This window comes from Vibrio maritimus, assembly GCF_021441885.1.
In the GTDB taxonomy this organism is placed as follows: domain Bacteria; phylum Pseudomonadota; class Gammaproteobacteria; order Enterobacterales; family Vibrionaceae; genus Vibrio; species Vibrio maritimus_B.
The window spans coordinates 1,668,756-1,683,420 of record NZ_CP090438.1; the positions used below are offsets into that span (position 1 = coordinate 1,668,756).

Here is a 14,665-nt window from a genome sequence, read left to right on the forward strand (position 1 = left end):
TAATGTGTTCGTCGCCAATGATATATTTTCCTGACTAACGTCAAAACTCCTGTAGATAGAAGGAGTTTACCTCCAAAGTACACTAAAAACTGAGAAATCTTATTCTACACTGCTATTAATTTCTTTATTACTAATAGGGATATTATGGAAGTGTTCAGTCGATGGTTTGACGATATATCAATAAAGAAAAAAGTGCTGGTGAGTTTTTCAATACCAGTGCTCTTGATGCTCTTAGTGTCGGTTTCTGTGTACAAAAATACTCAGTCTATGGTTGAAGATGCCAGCTGGGTAGAGCACACCCATAGAGCGATCGCTAGGGCGCAAGAGCTTTTGACCATGGTCGTTGATATGGAAACGGGTAAACGCGGATTCTTGATCACCGGTGATGAGGTGTTTTTGGAGCCATTTAACTGGTCTCTGCCAATATGGGACGAAAAAATTAGCACTCTTGCACAGCAAGTCAGTGATAACCCACCGCAGGTAGAACTTCTCTGGGAAATTGACGCGCTACACAAGCTTTGGTTACAAGAAGCAGCAACGAAAGAGATTGAACAGAGAAGGCTTGTCAGAGATGGACAAGCAGATATGAGCGTCATAATACAGCTCGTCCAGAAGCAGACGGGCAAGTCGATCATTGACGAGATTAGAAAGAAGGTTGATACCTTTATAAAAGTCGAAGAAGCTTTGATAAGTATCAGAACCGTTAAGTCAGCGGATTCGGCTAGTCAAACGAGCTTGGTATTGATACTTGGTACAGTCGTATCAGCAATTATTTCTGTATTTGTCGCATTTTGGAGTTCGGCGCGTGTTAAACGGCGCCTTGATACTTTGCTGCGTGCTACTCACGATGTTGGTTTGGGTAAGCTGAGCTTAGGTTTAGAAAAACTGAGTGCGAGTAAGAACCTTCACGGCAAAGATGAGTTTTCAAAGTTAACGCTCAGCTTCAAAGAGATGACCTCAAGCCTTGTTGAAAATGATGAAAAGATGCGTCATTACAACCAAAAGCTTAAACAAGAAACTGAAAGGTCTGAGGCTGCGGCAAAGGCGAAAGGTGATTTTTTATCGACTATGAGCCATGAAATTCGAACGCCAATGAATGGCGTCATCGGTATGACTAACCTGTTGCTTGATACCCGGTTAGATGAACAACAAAGGAAGATGGCCGAGACCACAAAAAATAGTGCGGAATCGCTTCTGTCTATCATCAATGACATCTTAGACTTTTCGAAAATAGAAGCAGGTAAGATCGACCTTGAAGTGATTGATTTTGATCTCGGTGAGGTGGTCGAAGAAGTCGGCGCAATGCTCTATTTTGCCGCCGAGCAAAAAGGCATTCAATTAATATGTCCGGCAACCCCAGTCATGGACCTCTGTTACAAGGGGGACCCAGGGCGTATACGTCAGATTTTAAATAACTTAGTAAACAACGCGATTAAGTTTACCGACAAAGGTGAGGTTGCGGTTTATGTCTCTGTATTAGAAAAGAGACTTACGGACAGTGTTATTAAGTTTGAGATAAAAGACACTGGGATAGGAATCAATGACGAGCAACAGAAAAAACTGTTTGCTCGATTTGCTCAAGCAGACAGCTCTACTACTCGTAAGTATGGTGGGACAGGGTTGGGTTTATCAATCAGTAAGCGTCTTTCTGAGATTATGGGTGGTAACATTGGCGTCTCGAGTGTTGAGGGAGAGGGTTCGAACTTTTGGTTTACTATCGTCTTAGAAAACTCGACACAACAATCCATTGTCTATTTGCCAACAGGTGATTTGAAGCAGCAACGCGTACTTGTTGTTGATGACATCAAAACAAATAGAAATCTGATGATCCAAATATTTGAGCGCTGGGATTTGGAGCATGAGGTTGTCGACAGCGGTGAACAGGCTTTACAAGTGCTGACTAAAGCAAGTAAAGAGGGTAAGCCGTTTACAATCGCCATTATCGATTATCAAATGCCAAATATGGATGGTGTTCAACTCGCTAAAGAAATCCAACGCGATGACTCGATTAAAGATACCAAGCTGATCATGTTCTCGTCTGTAGTCCAGAGAGGGGATGCCAAACTCATGCAGCAAGTTGGCTTTACCGGTTACTTGACCAAACCTATGCAACAGTCAGATTTGCTTAGTGTTCTCGAAAAAGTGTCGGGTCTCAACTCAGAAAGCCCTAAAGATAGCTTTGTAACGAGACATACACCTGCCAAGAAAACGCAATATGATGCCCGAGCGTTAATTGTCGATGATGTGACAACGAACCTAGTTGTTTTGCAATCTCTTCTTAGTAAGTATGGGATTAAAGTCGATAAGGCTAAAAATGGGCTAGAAGCATTAGCATCACTCCGAGCGCACACTGGTTTTGACCTAGTGTTTATGGATTGCCAAATGCCAGAAATGGATGGCTACGAGGCAACCAAAGAGATTCGGAACACAAACAATGCGAATATTAATCACGACATTCCCGTTATCGCTATGACAGCTAACGCGATTCAAGGAGATAGAGAGAAATGCTTGCAAGCTGGGATGGATGACTATGTGTCCAAACCTGTTAGTGCAAAAGCATTAGGAGACGTCCTTGCGAAGTGGTTACCCCACAAGGAAAAGCAAGATACCGCCTCTGATGAAGAATCCCAGAATCGAGCATAAAACGGACATCTCGCCATCATTCACCTAGGTGATGATGGCGTCCTTCAAACGCGATTAACGACAAATCCCACCTGCTTATAAAATGACCGCACTTAACTGAGGGATGGAACAAACAGTCCCTCCGTCGAATGATTCTCAGAATAATATTAAGTAAGGTCAACCATGCGTAAGTCTGTTCGTACTGTTCTATCTCTAGCGATTCCTTTAGCGCTTGCTGCTTGTGGCGGCAGCAATAATTCTACAACCAAACCGAGCGAGCCAAAGCCTGTAGAACCAGGTGTAAGCTACCCAGTTGAAACTGAAATTGGCGATGTCACTTTGATCGGCACTAGCGAGTCTGTTGTTGTACGCGACACCGCGGGCACACAACAAAAGGTTCGAATTGAGAGCTTTAAGGGTATCCCTTATGCAGAAGCGACTCGTTTTAATCACAGTGATACAGTTGCTCTAGAAGATGGTTATGCGACAGAGTTTGGCGCCGTATGTCCGCAAACAGCGTTAACCGAAATTCGCCAAGCAGAGGATTGCCTAAATCTAAATATTTGGCGCCCAAGTAACCTAGTGGCCGATCAAGTTTTACCTGTATACGTGTTCATTCATGGTGGTAACTTTGAAAACGGCTCTGGTTCGGATCCTCACATTCACGGTGACAACGTTGTCGCTCAAGGACAACTCGACGGAAAGCCTTTTATCGCAGTCACATTTAACTACCGTCTGGGTTTACTTGGCTCGACTTACAAAGATGACAGCAAAGGCGGAAACTTTGGTATTGGTGACCAAAAACGCGCATTAGAGTGGGTTAACAACAATATTGATAAGTTTGGTGGTGATGCTGGTAACGTGACAGTTATGGGGCAGGGCGCGGGCGCTATGTCGATCGGTATCCTACAGCAAGATAGCAGCGACGAGTTTATTGCTGGTGAATATTTCCAGCGCGCGATCATGCAAAGTAATCCATATGGCTTTGAATACAAAAGCAGCAGCAATGCAGAATCCTTCGCGTCTGTCTCTGAAATGGAAAACATGTCGCTGAAAGAAATTATGGACAAGCAACAATCAATGTCTAAGGCAACGTCTAAGATTGTGGACTGGGTAGTCACTAGCGCTGCAACAATAAACCCAATTAGCTCAAACGCGACACCAATAGCGACGCTGATGCCATTTGCGCCTTACATTGAGTACCGTAAAAAACTCATTGGATCAGATAAAGGTTATCACCTGAAATCTCAACCTTTTGATACTGAACTTACGGTTCCAACGGTTGCTGGTTATAACGCTGCGGATGAGCGAGCGTTTGGTTCACTGGCGGACATTACCTTCTTGATTCCTATGGTAGTGGATTTGATCATGAACAATGACCCAGATCTTTTGACTGAAGAAAATGCGGCACAAGCACCTGAAGTCATTGCTACTTGGTTGACAGAAGATGATAATGTTGAGCTGCTGCGAGCTGAGCTAGAGAGCATTGACGGCAATGATGTAAATATCCAGCTAGAGTTGGGTGACATCATCAACCTTCTACCAGAGACCGCTTACGAAGCTGTAAATACACTGTTCTATGGTCTAGGTAATACTGATCAAACAAGCACCTTACTTGGCTTTGAGGATTATGCGGCTAACTCGGAAAAAGAGCTTAGCGGTGCGTTTGATAACATGAAGCAGTTTAACCAAATGACCAGCGATATGATGTTTGCGGGCCCTATTCGAGCTAAAGTCGCGTCAGCTGATGATTCTCAAATTCAAGCGACTATGTATGAGTTTAACTATCGAGGTAGCTTTAACTCAGTACCAAAAGGGAACTTATTTAGTGAGAAAGAAACCGATCTCATTCAAGTAGTGAAATCGCTGAGCTGCAGCTTCGGAACGCCATGTTTTGGCTCAGAGCTTCCTTTTGTTTTCAACAAAGCCGTGCGCTCTGATGGAACAACGTTTAGTGTGTCTAGTCAAGATGAAGCTATGATGAGCAAGATGTCGCGTGTTTGGTTTAGCGATGAGTTGTTCGAAAAAGAACAGTACCAGAAAGGTTCAGATAGCGTTTGGGTTATCGATGGCAATGAGACAGACGGTCCAACTTATGATTGGGACCGAATGACGAAAACTGGCAAAGATGAATTACTCCAAGACGGTCGTCTACAAGGTCTTGAAACACAGAATCTTATTGGTTACTACTTAGCTGATTAATTCGATATACTAAACACTTATCTCATAGGAAAAGGATGTCCTGATGACCACTCTAATCTGGTGTCTACTCGTCGCCACGATTCTCCCTTACATTGCTAAGATTCCCGTGGCCATCGCGATGAATAAAGCTGGTGGCTACGACAACCGTCACCCAAGAACTCAGCAAGCAGGTCTAACCGGTTTTGGGGCGAGGGCATTAGCTGCACATCAAAATGCGTTTGAATCGCTTATTGTATTTGCACCGGCAGTTCTTGTCGCTCTGGTGACTGAGTCCACATCTGAAACGATACAATATCTCGCTTTAACTCACATTGGGGCGCGAGTTGTCTATCATGTTTTGTATTTGCTGGATGCCGATAAATTGCGTTCTTTGTCCTGGACAGTTGCTATAGGTTGTTCATTTGCCATTATATGGCACTCTATGCCAATGTAATCTATGAGTTTTGAGTATTAGTAAATGCCGATGTTTTCCTGTGAAGATTATGAAGAAGCAATGATCAATTTTATTGCTCAAGAAATGAATCAAGATCTAGCCCACGACATGAATCATGTCTTTCGAGTAGTAAAGACGGCCAAACAGTTGTGCAGGGCGGAGGGGGCGATGCTAGAGGTTGTGTTACCTGCTGCGTATCTTCATGATTGTTTCTCATTTCCTAAAAATCATCCAGAGCGTTCTAAAAGTTCGGCTATAGCGGCGGACAAAGCACTGAGCTTTCTTGAGGGGCTGGGCTATCCGTCAGAATATTTCGATGCAATACACCACAGTATCCTAGCGCATAGTTATAGCGCTAATATTACCCCCAAAACACTCGAAGCTAAGGTAGTACAAGATGCCGACAGGCTTGATGCTCTTGGTGCGATCGGTATAGCAAGGTGTCTACAGGTAAGCACCCAATTAGGCGTAACTCTATATAGCGCTGAAGACCCATTTTGTGAAAAGCGCCACCCAGAAGATCAGAAGTACTCAATAGACCATTACCATACTAAGCTCTTCCGACTGCCTGGCATGATGCAAACGGCTTCTGCAAGAGAAGAAGCTGAGAGGAGAGTAGAGTATATGCGTTCGTTTCTGGCTCAATTGAGACATGAAATAAGCATTTAAAATTCGGTTAACAAGCTGAATTGAACTTTAGTTATCTTCTCTGCGTAGTACAGGTTCTGTATTTTGGTGGAAGTCTAATTATGGAAGTAACACAAGAGATGGAGTCGAGAATTATAGAGATGGCTTGGGAGGACAGAACGCCTTTTGAAGCCATTCGATCACAGTTTGGCTTGAGCGAGTCTGAGGTCATACGTTTTATGCGTGTTCGACTAAAAAGGGGCAGTTTCAAGCTATGGCGAGCAAGAGTTTCGGGTAGAGCAACAAAACATGCAAGGCTTCGTCGTGGTGACGTTAGCCGAGGGTACTGCCCGACTCAATATAAACATAAGTAGCCCTTCAGTTTAACGAAACCAGTGCTCTAGATAGACGAACTCGACTTTCTGCGCTGTTGTTAACTTCTTTTTCTGCGTGTAGGCTTACCCCACACTTATGCCATCTTTCACAAGTATTGTTATGATCAATTGGCCCTGCCTCCTTAAACTTGAAGGTGATGATGAACTGCTTTACATCGCGTCGGAAGTCTCGTTAACTGACGAACTCAATTCACTTATTCACAGTGATGAAGACATCTTGGTTGACTCTTACGGACAGGTGTATGGGGTAACGACAGATTCTAGAGGCATAGTGGTACTGGAATATAAACATGAGACTCTCAGTCTTGAAGATGTCACTTTACTTGTTCAAGCTCATGAATTTTCATTGGCACAAGTATGCCTTACTAAAATTCAGTTCAACTCGATAGCTGAAGCGATTCACGCTTTGCATTCTGCTCAATAAAAGGACTAGATAGGAAACGGTTTTGGTCGATGTAAAAGTTGTTGGTCTGTTTATGGCGACCGCTGTGGCAGAGATTTTAGGCTGCTATTTGCCTTATTTGTGGCTTAGAGAAGGAAAGTCGATCTGGCTGTTAGTCCCAGCTGCGTTCTTTCTTGGTTTATTCGCGTGGTTACTTTCTTTACACCCTACGGCAGCAGGCAGAGTTTATGCGGCTTACGGCGGGGTATACATATTTGTCGCCATCATTTGGCTCTGGCTAGTTGATGGTATCAAACCAACTACGTGGGATATTGTTGGTACATTAGTTGCGTTGCTCGGCATGGCTATAATTATGTTTGCCCCCAGAGGCGCCTGACGGAGCAATTAACCAGAGGTCGATGGATGCTTAATCTGGTACACTGCGCGCGTTGAACAAATTTTAGGTATAAGACATGAGTCAAGAGCAACCAAACAATCCACTACACGGTCTGACACTAGAAAAAATCCTAGTACGCCTTCAAGAGCACTATGGTTGGGAAGGCTTAGATGCGGAAATTCAGATTAATTGCTTTTACAACAACCCCTCTATCAAATCTTCTCTTAAATTCTTGCGTCGCACTCAGTGGGCGAGAGACAAGGTAGAGGCTCTCTATATCGATACCTTCTGTCGATAATTCAATCATTGCTCAGCCAAAGCGGTACGAGTAGACTGTCTAAAAATCAATGTGTTAATGGAGTGCGTGTTGAAAGTATATCTATCAGGTGAAATACATACCGATTGGCGAGAGCAGATCATCGAGGGCTGCAAAGCCAAGGATCTTGATATCAGTTTTACGTCTGCCAACACAGATCATGAATCAAGTGATGCTGCAGGCGATGGTTTAGGCGCCGAGTCGCAACAGTTTTGGCGCGACCACAAATCCGCAAAAGTAAACGCGATTAGAATTCAAACGGCTATCAAAGCATGTGACGTAGCGATCATTCGTTTTGGCGACAAATATAAGCAGTGGAATGCAGCTTTTGATGCTGGTTACTGTGCTGCACTCGGCAAACCGTACATTACTCTCCACGATGAAAACCTAGTACATGCGCTAAAAGAGGTTGATGGCGCTGCACAGGCGTGGGCAACGACGCCACAACAGGTTGTTGATCTATTGGCTTACACAGTTTCTTAGAAAGAAACAGAGCTTCTTTTGCCATAAAACAAGAACCTAGAGGTAGTGGTAATGAGTGATGAGTATAACGATCAAGTTTCTAAGCACTACGCGGCGTACCGTCCGCCTATTCACGGGCTGATACTGAAACAGGCAATAGAATCTATTAAGCCTTCGTTTGAAAAAGGTCTGGATATAGGTTGTGGGACAGGCCTCTCGTCCAATGCTTTGGCTGCGTTTTGCTGCGAGGTTGTGGGCATAGACCCAAGTGCCGAGATGCTGGCTAACGCGAGCTTATCACATGGTGTTTCTTTTGTTCAAGGGACGGGCGATAACTTACCGCTTACCGATAGTTCGGTTGATATTGTCACCTTTGCAGGTTCACTTTCTTACGCCAAGTCCGATAAGTTAGTTGACGAAATACTGCGTGTCGGCAATGAAGATGTCACGGTAGTTGCCTACGACTTCGAAGTATTGCTCGATGATGTGCTGACGAGCCTTGGTATCACACTACCGCCAAGTACTTCTAGCTATAACCATGCAGAGAACTTCTCGGAGTTTGAAGTGCTGACAGAGATCGCTGTTCATCAAAGCAGGTTGGTGATTCCGGTTTCGTCAGAACAACTAGCTCATGTACTATTTTCGTCTTCAAAACGTTTTGCACTATTGGTTGAGCGATTCGGAAGCGACAATACATTCGATAGAGTAGTCAAAGCATTAAGCGAAGACCGTCATCAGGAGATCAGTGTCGATACCTATTATTCGACGTACAGACCGAATTGATGTCGTGATGGTAATTCTAAAATAAAGGACAAATATGCAATACAAAGTAGTAAAGGAATACACAGATACTCCCAAACACCCGATTGTTGTCGTGCAAGGTGAGCAACTGACTGTTATGGAAGAGTCAGACGCTCAGGGTGATTGGCCAAATTGGGTTCTTTGTCGCGGTGAAGATAAGAAGGGGTGGGTACCTAAACAGATACTCACGATAGATGCTGAGATCGCGATCGTCAAAAGTGACTACCGTGCTGTTGAGCACAGATTAGCGGTGGGTGAAAGACTGACTGCTGAGTTTGAACTGAATGGTTGGATTTGGTGCGAAAAAACAGGTGACAAAGGTGTTATGGGTTGGTCTCCTTTAAACCACCTTGCGCGAGTTTGATTAACCGTTTCTAGCAACTTAAGGAACAACTCATGTTTCGTGAAATGACAAGACAGGATTTCGATGCTTTTTGGCCTACGTTTTCTAAGGTAATACGGGCTCAGGAAACCTATGCTTTTGATCCAAACATGACATTAGAGCAGTCGTTTGATGTTTGGTGTAAAGCGCCACTTAAAACATTCGTTTATATAAATGACGGAGAGATACTAGGCTCGTTTTACATCAAAGCAAATGCGGCAGGACCAAGCCGCCATATTTGCAATTGCGGATACATGGTTTCTGAGAGTGCCAGAGGGAAGGGGATTGCACGTTCAATGTGCGAGTACTCCCAACAGATTGCGATAGAACTGGGATTTGTAGCGATGCAGTTTAATAGCGTGGTATCGACAAATACTATCGCAGTAGAGCTTTGGAAAAGTCTTGGCTTTGATATCGTCGGGACGATTCCTAGAGCCTATAAACACAGCCGCCTGGGTTATGTTGATAGTTTCGTGATGTATAAAGGGTTAGTAGAAGAGTAGAAAAAAATTGGGAATCCCTTCCCAAAGCTGGGTTTCCCCATACGCCATGTTAATCCTTTTGAGTTCAATTACAGTACCAAGGAGCATTACGCCTTGACGAAGAGATAATATCTTTTTGAGCTGAATATCCACAATCGCGTTTGAAGGATCTAATCCTACAAGAACCGATTCAGTTTAGTACGTAATAGCCACGGCCTTGCATGCAGTGACGGACAACTTGGTCTTTCTGCACCTGGTATTCTTCTGCTTGATGTCTCTTTTCCGCGCCGTGTTTGAGTGCGCCACCAATCAAGCCAATTCCGGCTCCGACTTGAGCACCTTTAGTACCACTTCCGCCAGAAATTGCACCGCCAGCGGCACCCAACGCCGCACCTTTAGCGGTTGAACCCAGCATATCGGAGCCTAGAGAGTTAGATTGCCCACTCTGCACGTTCTCACTATATTGCTGGCACTCATACATATCAGCATGGTACTGCTCTTGATCTACATTTTTCGTATCAATGATGATATTGGCGCTAGCGGCGCTGCTTAAGCAAAGTAATGCCGCTGTAATAATTGCTTTCTTCATGAGTTTTTCCTTACGCTAGTTGAGTTGCACAGAAGCGATCTTTTGGATCGACAAGGCTTTGTTGCGCCGCTACAGTTTGAAGTTCCCACTCGTCACGTCGGTGGGTCTCACGAAGTACGCCATAACAAGCGTTGTTTGCATGCTCAAACGCTTTAACCGGCGACAGTTCGCTGAGAAGGCCAGCCGTAAATAGTGCGGAAATTAAATCGCCAACACCAACGGGCTCTCGCTCAAAATCTAGGAAAGGACGCTGAACCATATAGCAATGGCCCTCAGTCGCTAGCATCATTGTGAAGATGTTGTTTGATATACCGTGCAAGTGTTTCACCAATACCACCTTCGGCCCCATGGAGAGTGCTTTTTTACAGGCTGCAACCGCGTCTCCGAGCGAGGTTATCTCGATCCCGGTGAATTGAGTGAGCTCAAATTGATTTGGAATAATCACATCTGCTGCAGGCATAAGATGCGTAACTAGCTCGTCAGTAATTTCCGGATCTAAGATGCAGCCTTTTTCTGAATCACCCATGACTGGATCGCAAACGTAGAGTGCATTTGGATTTTCTTTCTTTACTTTGTTAACAAGCTTTAATACTTCGTGCGCCTGCGCTGCGCTGCCCATGTACCCAGACAAAATCGCTTCACAGTCTTTTAGAGCACCAATCTTATTTAGGCCAAGCGTAAGCTCCCCGATGATGCTCGGGTGAAATGCGTATCCAGTCCAACCTTGTTGGTATTGTGTATGGTTTGAGAACTGAACCGTGTGAATTGGCCATACTTCAAAGCCAAGTCTTTGTAGTGGGAATACAGCTGAGCTGTTTCCAGCACGTCCATAAACGACGTGTGATTGAATAGAAATAATACCTTTCATAGCGTACTTCTTCTTTTAATCGAAAAGCCAACGGAGTGCTTTTCATGTAAAGGGAAAAATTAAGCCTCGCAGAGCGAGGCTTAAGGCTGTTTATTGAGCCATGAACTCTTGAAAGTACTCATCAAGTACGCGGCGAGTTTCGCGGCCAATCAACTCATACTCGTGATGAGTTAGGTTAGCGAGTGACACACGTACCGATGCGTGTACTACATCGAAGCCTTTACCAGGAAGCAAGATAACACCGGTTTCGTGAGCAAGGCGGAACAAGAAGTCTTTACCCTTGTTGCTTGCTTTGAACCACTCCACGAACTCGTCGCCGTACAGCTTGCCACCTAGGGTGTCTAGCTCTAGTAGTGTGTAGTAATCCACACGGTCTTTGTCTTCTTCGACAGTAATGCCCATGTTTTCGTAAAGCGTGTTGAAGCGCTCACGGATGATGCGTTTACAAGCATCTTTGTATTTGTCCTCTAGGTCCATTAGGCAGTTTAGAGAGAACATCGCCATTTGAACTTGTTGTGGTAGCGATAGACCCGCAGTGTGGTTTAGTGCTACTGCACGGCTGTCTGCAACGATGCGGTCGATGAACTTAATGTCGCGCGGTGTTGGAGTCAGTGTTTTGTAACGGTCATCAAGCTGAAGCTGCTGTGCTTCTGGTAGTGCACGCATCGCATCGTCAAACACGTTGTTGTCTTGAATCGCGATAGTGCCTAGACGCCAGCCTGTTGCACCGAAGTATTTTGAGAATGAGTACACACAAAGTGTGTTGTATGGCAGTTTTGCAAATAGCGATACAAAGTTATCTGCGAATGTGCCGTACACGTCATCAGTAATGATGAATAGGTCTTTACGCTTCTCTTCAACAAATGAAGTTAGGCGGTCTAGCGTGTCGTCAGAGAACTTCACAGACGCTGGGTTTGCAGGGTTTACCACACAAAGCAATTTGATTTGCTCGTCAGCTAGCTTTTCAATCTCAGATTGAGGAAGCTGCCATGTTTTCTCGTCTAGACGGATTTCTACGATTTCCAGTTCGTACTCAGAAAGCTCTGGGATTTCTAGGTACGGAGTGAAGATAGGTGTAGTCAGTGCAACCTTGTCACCTTTTTTCAACAGACCATTGTGGAACATGGTTTGGAAAGTGTAGGTCATTGACGCCGTGCCGCCTTCAGTCGCGAATAGGTCAAAGTTAGTCGTGGTTGGCATAGGGCCGTACATCTCTTCTGCGATGTATTGCTTAACCACTTTTTCGATGTTCACAAGCATGCGTGGAGGAACAGGGTAGTTACAGCCAAGGAATGCTAGAACGAGTTCATTTAGGAACTCTTGTTTGTCGATACCTAGACGGTCTTTCGCGTAGCTGAGTGCTTTTTCTAGGAAACGAACGCCTTCAGAGTCACCCGCTTTACCTACGAACGTATCGAAACGTTCAACGATGCCTTTGCCATCTGGGATGCCACCGAAGCCCGCATCTAGGTAAGCGTAGTTACGCTCAGCTTCTTGCATTGCGAAGTCACCTAAGCGAAGGAAAGCGTGACGAGGTAGCGTAGCTAGGAAGTTAGGGTTACCACGGCCAGCATCCATTAGCATGCGGTCTGGAGTCGTTTTTGCCACTTCGATAAGTTTGTCTTTAAGTTCAAATGGGCTTAGGTTTTCGAATTGTGAGAAGTCGATATTAGACATAATAAATTACCTTAAATTTTTCGATTCATTAGCAAACGAACAGGTTCGTTTGACTGAAATTTGTTTGAAAAGGCGGGAGAGAACTTTCCCGCTCATTTCGATTAATGCGTTACATTGGGACGTTGGTAGTAATGATGCCAACGATGATTGGTCCCCATAGTGTGAGCAGTACGTTAGCTACTGCGTAAGTCACGGTGAAGGCGAATACTGGAGATGAGTTACCTGCTTTCTCTAGTAGCGCAGCAAATGCTGGGTTTGCGCTTCGACCACCACTTACGGCTGCTAGGCCTTCAATTGGGTTGCGAATTTTCAGTACGTAGTAAGACACGAAGAAACCGATGAACTGAGGAATCAATGTCACACCAAATCCTAGGAATAGAAGTGACAAGCCGTGTTCTTGGATTGTGCTTACTGCTTGTGGACCTGCTTCTAGACCTACGATGCCGACGAAGATAGCCAGACCGAAGTCACGAAGGAAGTTAGATGCACCAACAGGGAACGAAGCCACACTTGGTTTTTTGCTTCGTAGCCAGCCCATCATTAGACCAGAGATCAAACAGCCAGCACCTGAGCCGATAGTGACCGGAATGCCTGCAATCTTGAAGCTGATCATGCCGATAAGAACACCTAGTGCCATACCAAGTCCGAACATGACGTAGTCAGTCACAACACTTGAGCCAAGGCGTTTACCAATGTTGCTTTCAACTTTGTTGATGTCTGTTGGTTTACCTGTCAACTGAATGATGTCGTTTTTCTGAACAACAAGGTTTTCAGTCACGTCAATAGAGTTGCCGCCACGGATGTAGTCTGTAACGTAAACACCGCGAAGAGCGTCTGCATTTGACTCTTGTTTAACCTGTTTAAGCGTTTTACCAATAAGCTTTTTGTCTGTTGCAATTAGCTGACGGTTTTCTTCGATAAGCGTGAATTTTTCATCTAGGTCGACAACTTCTTGGCCTAGGTGTTTCGCGAATTTGTTCACTGCTTTGCGACGGCCAGTGACAACAATAACGTCACCTTCATTGATAGCTGTGAATTTCTCCAGCTCAATCTCTTTGCCGTCACGTTCGATAACTTCAATGGCAACGTCTACAAGCTTTTCGTTTACCTGAGCGATGGTTTTGCCATATACGCTGCAAGAGTTAGTCACTTGGAATGCGCGAGACTCTAGTTGTGAAATCGCGTTAAACTCACCTGGGTTGAGCTCAGGTTTGCCGCCAGACATTTTCTCAGCAAGCTTGATAGCTTCGCCGCGGATGTCCCATTTCATCATTGTTGGGATAATCCAAGTCACCATTAGGATTGGACCTAGGGAACCGAAGATGTATGTTACCGCGTAACCTACTGCAACGTTGGTTTGCATGATGTGCTTCGCTTCTTCAGTCACACCAGCTAACTTGCTGATTGCGTCACCAGCGGTACCGATGATTGCTGACTGAGTTAGACCACCCGCTGCAAGACCTGCTGCTGTACCACGGTCAAGGTCGAAGAACCACGCTGCCGCCAGAACACATAGAAGGCCTGAGACCGTCATTACAACAGCCGACATCAAAATGTTGATGGTTCTGAAGTTCAGTGCGCTAAAGAATTGCGGACCGCCTTGGAAACCTACGGCATAAATAAATAGTGCGAAGAAAATACTCTTAACACCTGGGTCGATATGAACACCAAATTGACCAATTAATACGCCCATTAATAGTGTGCCTGCGACACCACCAAGAACAAAGCGACCAATTGTTATTTTACCCACCAAATAACCTAGTGATAGGGTAATGAATAATGCAATAAATGGTGAGCTTTGAATTAAAGTATGAACAAAGTCCATAATATAGCTCCAGTTGAGTTTACATAATTAATTAAGAGTCTTCCGTGAAAGCTGAGTTGCAATCTTTGCTAATCAAGCATCATTGTTGTCTTGATGCGGTAATAATAAGTTGATTCGTCATATTTAATAAATCACGTTTGTAGGATGAAGTCATCGTCAGTAGAGTTATAGTGGTTTTTTAATGATCGATTTTGCCTAAATAGTT

General features: G+C 44.6%; 16 protein-coding genes. 12 read left to right on the forward strand and 4 right to left on the reverse strand.

The window, feature by feature from the left end; translation table 11 throughout:
• The first annotated feature begins 144 nt into the window (after positions 1-144).
• From LY387_RS07680 to LY387_RS07735, 12 genes are all read left to right on the forward strand, one after another.
• A complete protein-coding gene (locus tag LY387_RS07680; protein WP_234495953.1) occupies positions 145-2,643 on the forward strand; it encodes a response regulator in 2,499 nt (832 codons plus the stop codon).
• 162 nt (positions 2,644-2,805) lie between these two features.
• On the forward strand, positions 2,806-4,824 hold the full coding sequence (locus LY387_RS07685) for a carboxylesterase family protein (RefSeq protein WP_234495954.1): 2,019 nt from the start codon (positions 2,806-2,808) through the stop codon (positions 4,822-4,824).
• A gap of 43 nt (positions 4,825-4,867) precedes the next feature.
• On the forward strand, positions 4,868-5,257 hold the full coding sequence (locus tag LY387_RS07690; protein ID WP_234495955.1) for an MAPEG family protein: 390 nt from the start codon (positions 4,868-4,870) through the stop codon (positions 5,255-5,257).
• 24 nt (positions 5,258-5,281) lie between these two features.
• The gene (locus tag LY387_RS07695) at positions 5,282-5,926 is read left to right on the forward strand and encodes an HD domain-containing protein (RefSeq protein ID WP_419153427.1); all 645 of its coding nucleotides are present in this window, start codon (positions 5,282-5,284) and stop codon (positions 5,924-5,926) included.
• An 80-nt stretch (positions 5,927-6,006) separates the two neighbouring features.
• Positions 6,007-6,258 (forward strand): TIGR03643 family protein, encoded by a 252-nt coding sequence (locus tag LY387_RS07700; RefSeq protein WP_234495956.1) that lies wholly within the window; start codon positions 6,007-6,009, stop codon positions 6,256-6,258.
• Between the two features lie 121 nt (positions 6,259-6,379).
• Positions 6,380-6,703, forward strand: a complete 324-nt coding sequence (locus LY387_RS07705) for a DUF4144 domain-containing protein (RefSeq protein ID WP_234495957.1) — start codon at positions 6,380-6,382, stop codon at positions 6,701-6,703.
• Positions 6,704-6,755: 52 nt separating this feature from the next.
• Complete coding sequence (locus LY387_RS07710; protein ID WP_419153445.1) at positions 6,756-7,058, forward strand: YnfA family protein; 303 nt, start codon at positions 6,756-6,758, stop codon at positions 7,056-7,058.
• A 76-nt stretch (positions 7,059-7,134) separates the two neighbouring features.
• A complete protein-coding gene (locus LY387_RS07715) occupies positions 7,135-7,356 on the forward strand; it encodes a VF530 family DNA-binding protein (protein WP_042472852.1) in 222 nt (73 codons plus the stop codon).
• A gap of 57 nt (positions 7,357-7,413) precedes the next feature.
• Entirely contained in the window at positions 7,414-7,857 is a 444-nt protein-coding gene (locus LY387_RS07720; RefSeq protein ID WP_234496074.1) for a YtoQ family protein, read from the forward strand.
• A 51-nt stretch (positions 7,858-7,908) separates the two neighbouring features.
• Positions 7,909-8,619, forward strand: a complete 711-nt coding sequence (locus LY387_RS07725; protein ID WP_234495959.1) for a class I SAM-dependent methyltransferase — start codon at positions 7,909-7,911, stop codon at positions 8,617-8,619.
• A gap of 34 nt (positions 8,620-8,653) precedes the next feature.
• Positions 8,654-9,001, forward strand: coding sequence for an SH3 domain-containing protein (locus LY387_RS07730; RefSeq protein WP_234495960.1), 348 nt, complete (start codon positions 8,654-8,656; stop codon positions 8,999-9,001).
• 32 nt (positions 9,002-9,033) lie between these two features.
• Complete coding sequence (locus LY387_RS07735) at positions 9,034-9,522, forward strand: GNAT family N-acetyltransferase (RefSeq protein ID WP_234495961.1); 489 nt, start codon at positions 9,034-9,036, stop codon at positions 9,520-9,522.
• 169 nt (positions 9,523-9,691) lie between these two features.
• Here LY387_RS07735 and LY387_RS07740 read toward each other — a convergent pair whose 3' ends face one another.
• The 4 genes from LY387_RS07740 to aspT all read right to left on the reverse strand — a co-directional run bounded on the left by LY387_RS07740 (position 9,692) and on the right by aspT (position 14,460).
• Positions 9,692-10,090, reverse strand: coding sequence for a glycine zipper family protein (locus tag LY387_RS07740; protein ID WP_234495962.1), 399 nt, complete (start codon positions 10,088-10,090; stop codon positions 9,692-9,694).
• A gap of 10 nt (positions 10,091-10,100) precedes the next feature.
• Entirely contained in the window at positions 10,101-10,958 is an 858-nt protein-coding gene (pdxY, locus tag LY387_RS07745; protein ID WP_234495963.1) for a pyridoxal kinase PdxY, read from the reverse strand.
• 90 nt (positions 10,959-11,048) lie between these two features.
• Complete coding sequence (locus LY387_RS07750) at positions 11,049-12,635, reverse strand: bifunctional aspartate transaminase/aspartate 4-decarboxylase (RefSeq protein WP_234495964.1); 1,587 nt, start codon at positions 12,633-12,635, stop codon at positions 11,049-11,051.
• 109 nt (positions 12,636-12,744) lie between these two features.
• The gene (gene aspT / locus LY387_RS07755) at positions 12,745-14,460 is read right to left on the reverse strand and encodes an aspartate-alanine antiporter (RefSeq protein ID WP_112478327.1); all 1,716 of its coding nucleotides are present in this window, start codon (positions 14,458-14,460) and stop codon (positions 12,745-12,747) included.
• Positions 14,461-14,665: the final 205 nt, after the last annotated feature.

What these genes read in the sequence shown, in the direction of transcription:
- LY387_RS07680 (WP_234495953.1), top strand. Translation starts at nt 145, where the DNA reads ATGGAAGTGTTCAGTCGATGGTTTGACGATATATCAATAAAGAAAAAA.
- LY387_RS07685 (WP_234495954.1), top strand. Translation starts at nt 2,806, where the DNA reads ATGCGTAAGTCTGTTCGTACTGTTCTATCTCTAGCGATTCCTTTAGCG.
- LY387_RS07690 (WP_234495955.1), top strand. Translation starts at nt 4,868, where the DNA reads ATGACCACTCTAATCTGGTGTCTACTCGTCGCCACGATTCTCCCTTAC.
- LY387_RS07695 (WP_419153427.1), top strand. Translation starts at nt 5,282, where the DNA reads ATGCCGATGTTTTCCTGTGAAGATTATGAAGAAGCAATGATCAATTTT.
- LY387_RS07700 (WP_234495956.1), top strand. Translation starts at nt 6,007, where the DNA reads ATGGAAGTAACACAAGAGATGGAGTCGAGAATTATAGAGATGGCTTGG.
- LY387_RS07705 (WP_234495957.1), top strand. Translation starts at nt 6,380, where the DNA reads ATGATCAATTGGCCCTGCCTCCTTAAACTTGAAGGTGATGATGAACTG.
- LY387_RS07710 (WP_419153445.1), top strand. Translation starts at nt 6,756, where the DNA reads ATGGCGACCGCTGTGGCAGAGATTTTAGGCTGCTATTTGCCTTATTTG.
- LY387_RS07715 (WP_042472852.1), top strand. Translation starts at nt 7,135, where the DNA reads ATGAGTCAAGAGCAACCAAACAATCCACTACACGGTCTGACACTAGAA.
- LY387_RS07720 (WP_234496074.1), top strand. Translation starts at nt 7,414, where the DNA reads ATGGAGTGCGTGTTGAAAGTATATCTATCAGGTGAAATACATACCGAT.
- LY387_RS07725 (WP_234495959.1), top strand. Translation starts at nt 7,909, where the DNA reads ATGAGTGATGAGTATAACGATCAAGTTTCTAAGCACTACGCGGCGTAC.
- LY387_RS07730 (WP_234495960.1), top strand. Translation starts at nt 8,654, where the DNA reads ATGCAATACAAAGTAGTAAAGGAATACACAGATACTCCCAAACACCCG.
- LY387_RS07735 (WP_234495961.1), top strand. Translation starts at nt 9,034, where the DNA reads ATGTTTCGTGAAATGACAAGACAGGATTTCGATGCTTTTTGGCCTACG.
- LY387_RS07740 (WP_234495962.1), bottom strand. Translation starts at nt 10,090, where the DNA reads ATGAAGAAAGCAATTATTACAGCGGCATTACTTTGCTTAAGCAGCGCC.
- pdxY (WP_234495963.1), bottom strand. Translation starts at nt 10,958, where the DNA reads ATGAAAGGTATTATTTCTATTCAATCACACGTCGTTTATGGACGTGCT.
- LY387_RS07750 (WP_234495964.1), bottom strand. Translation starts at nt 12,635, where the DNA reads ATGTCTAATATCGACTTCTCACAATTCGAAAACCTAAGCCCATTTGAA.
- aspT (WP_112478327.1), bottom strand. Translation starts at nt 14,460, where the DNA reads ATGGACTTTGTTCATACTTTAATTCAAAGCTCACCATTTATTGCATTA.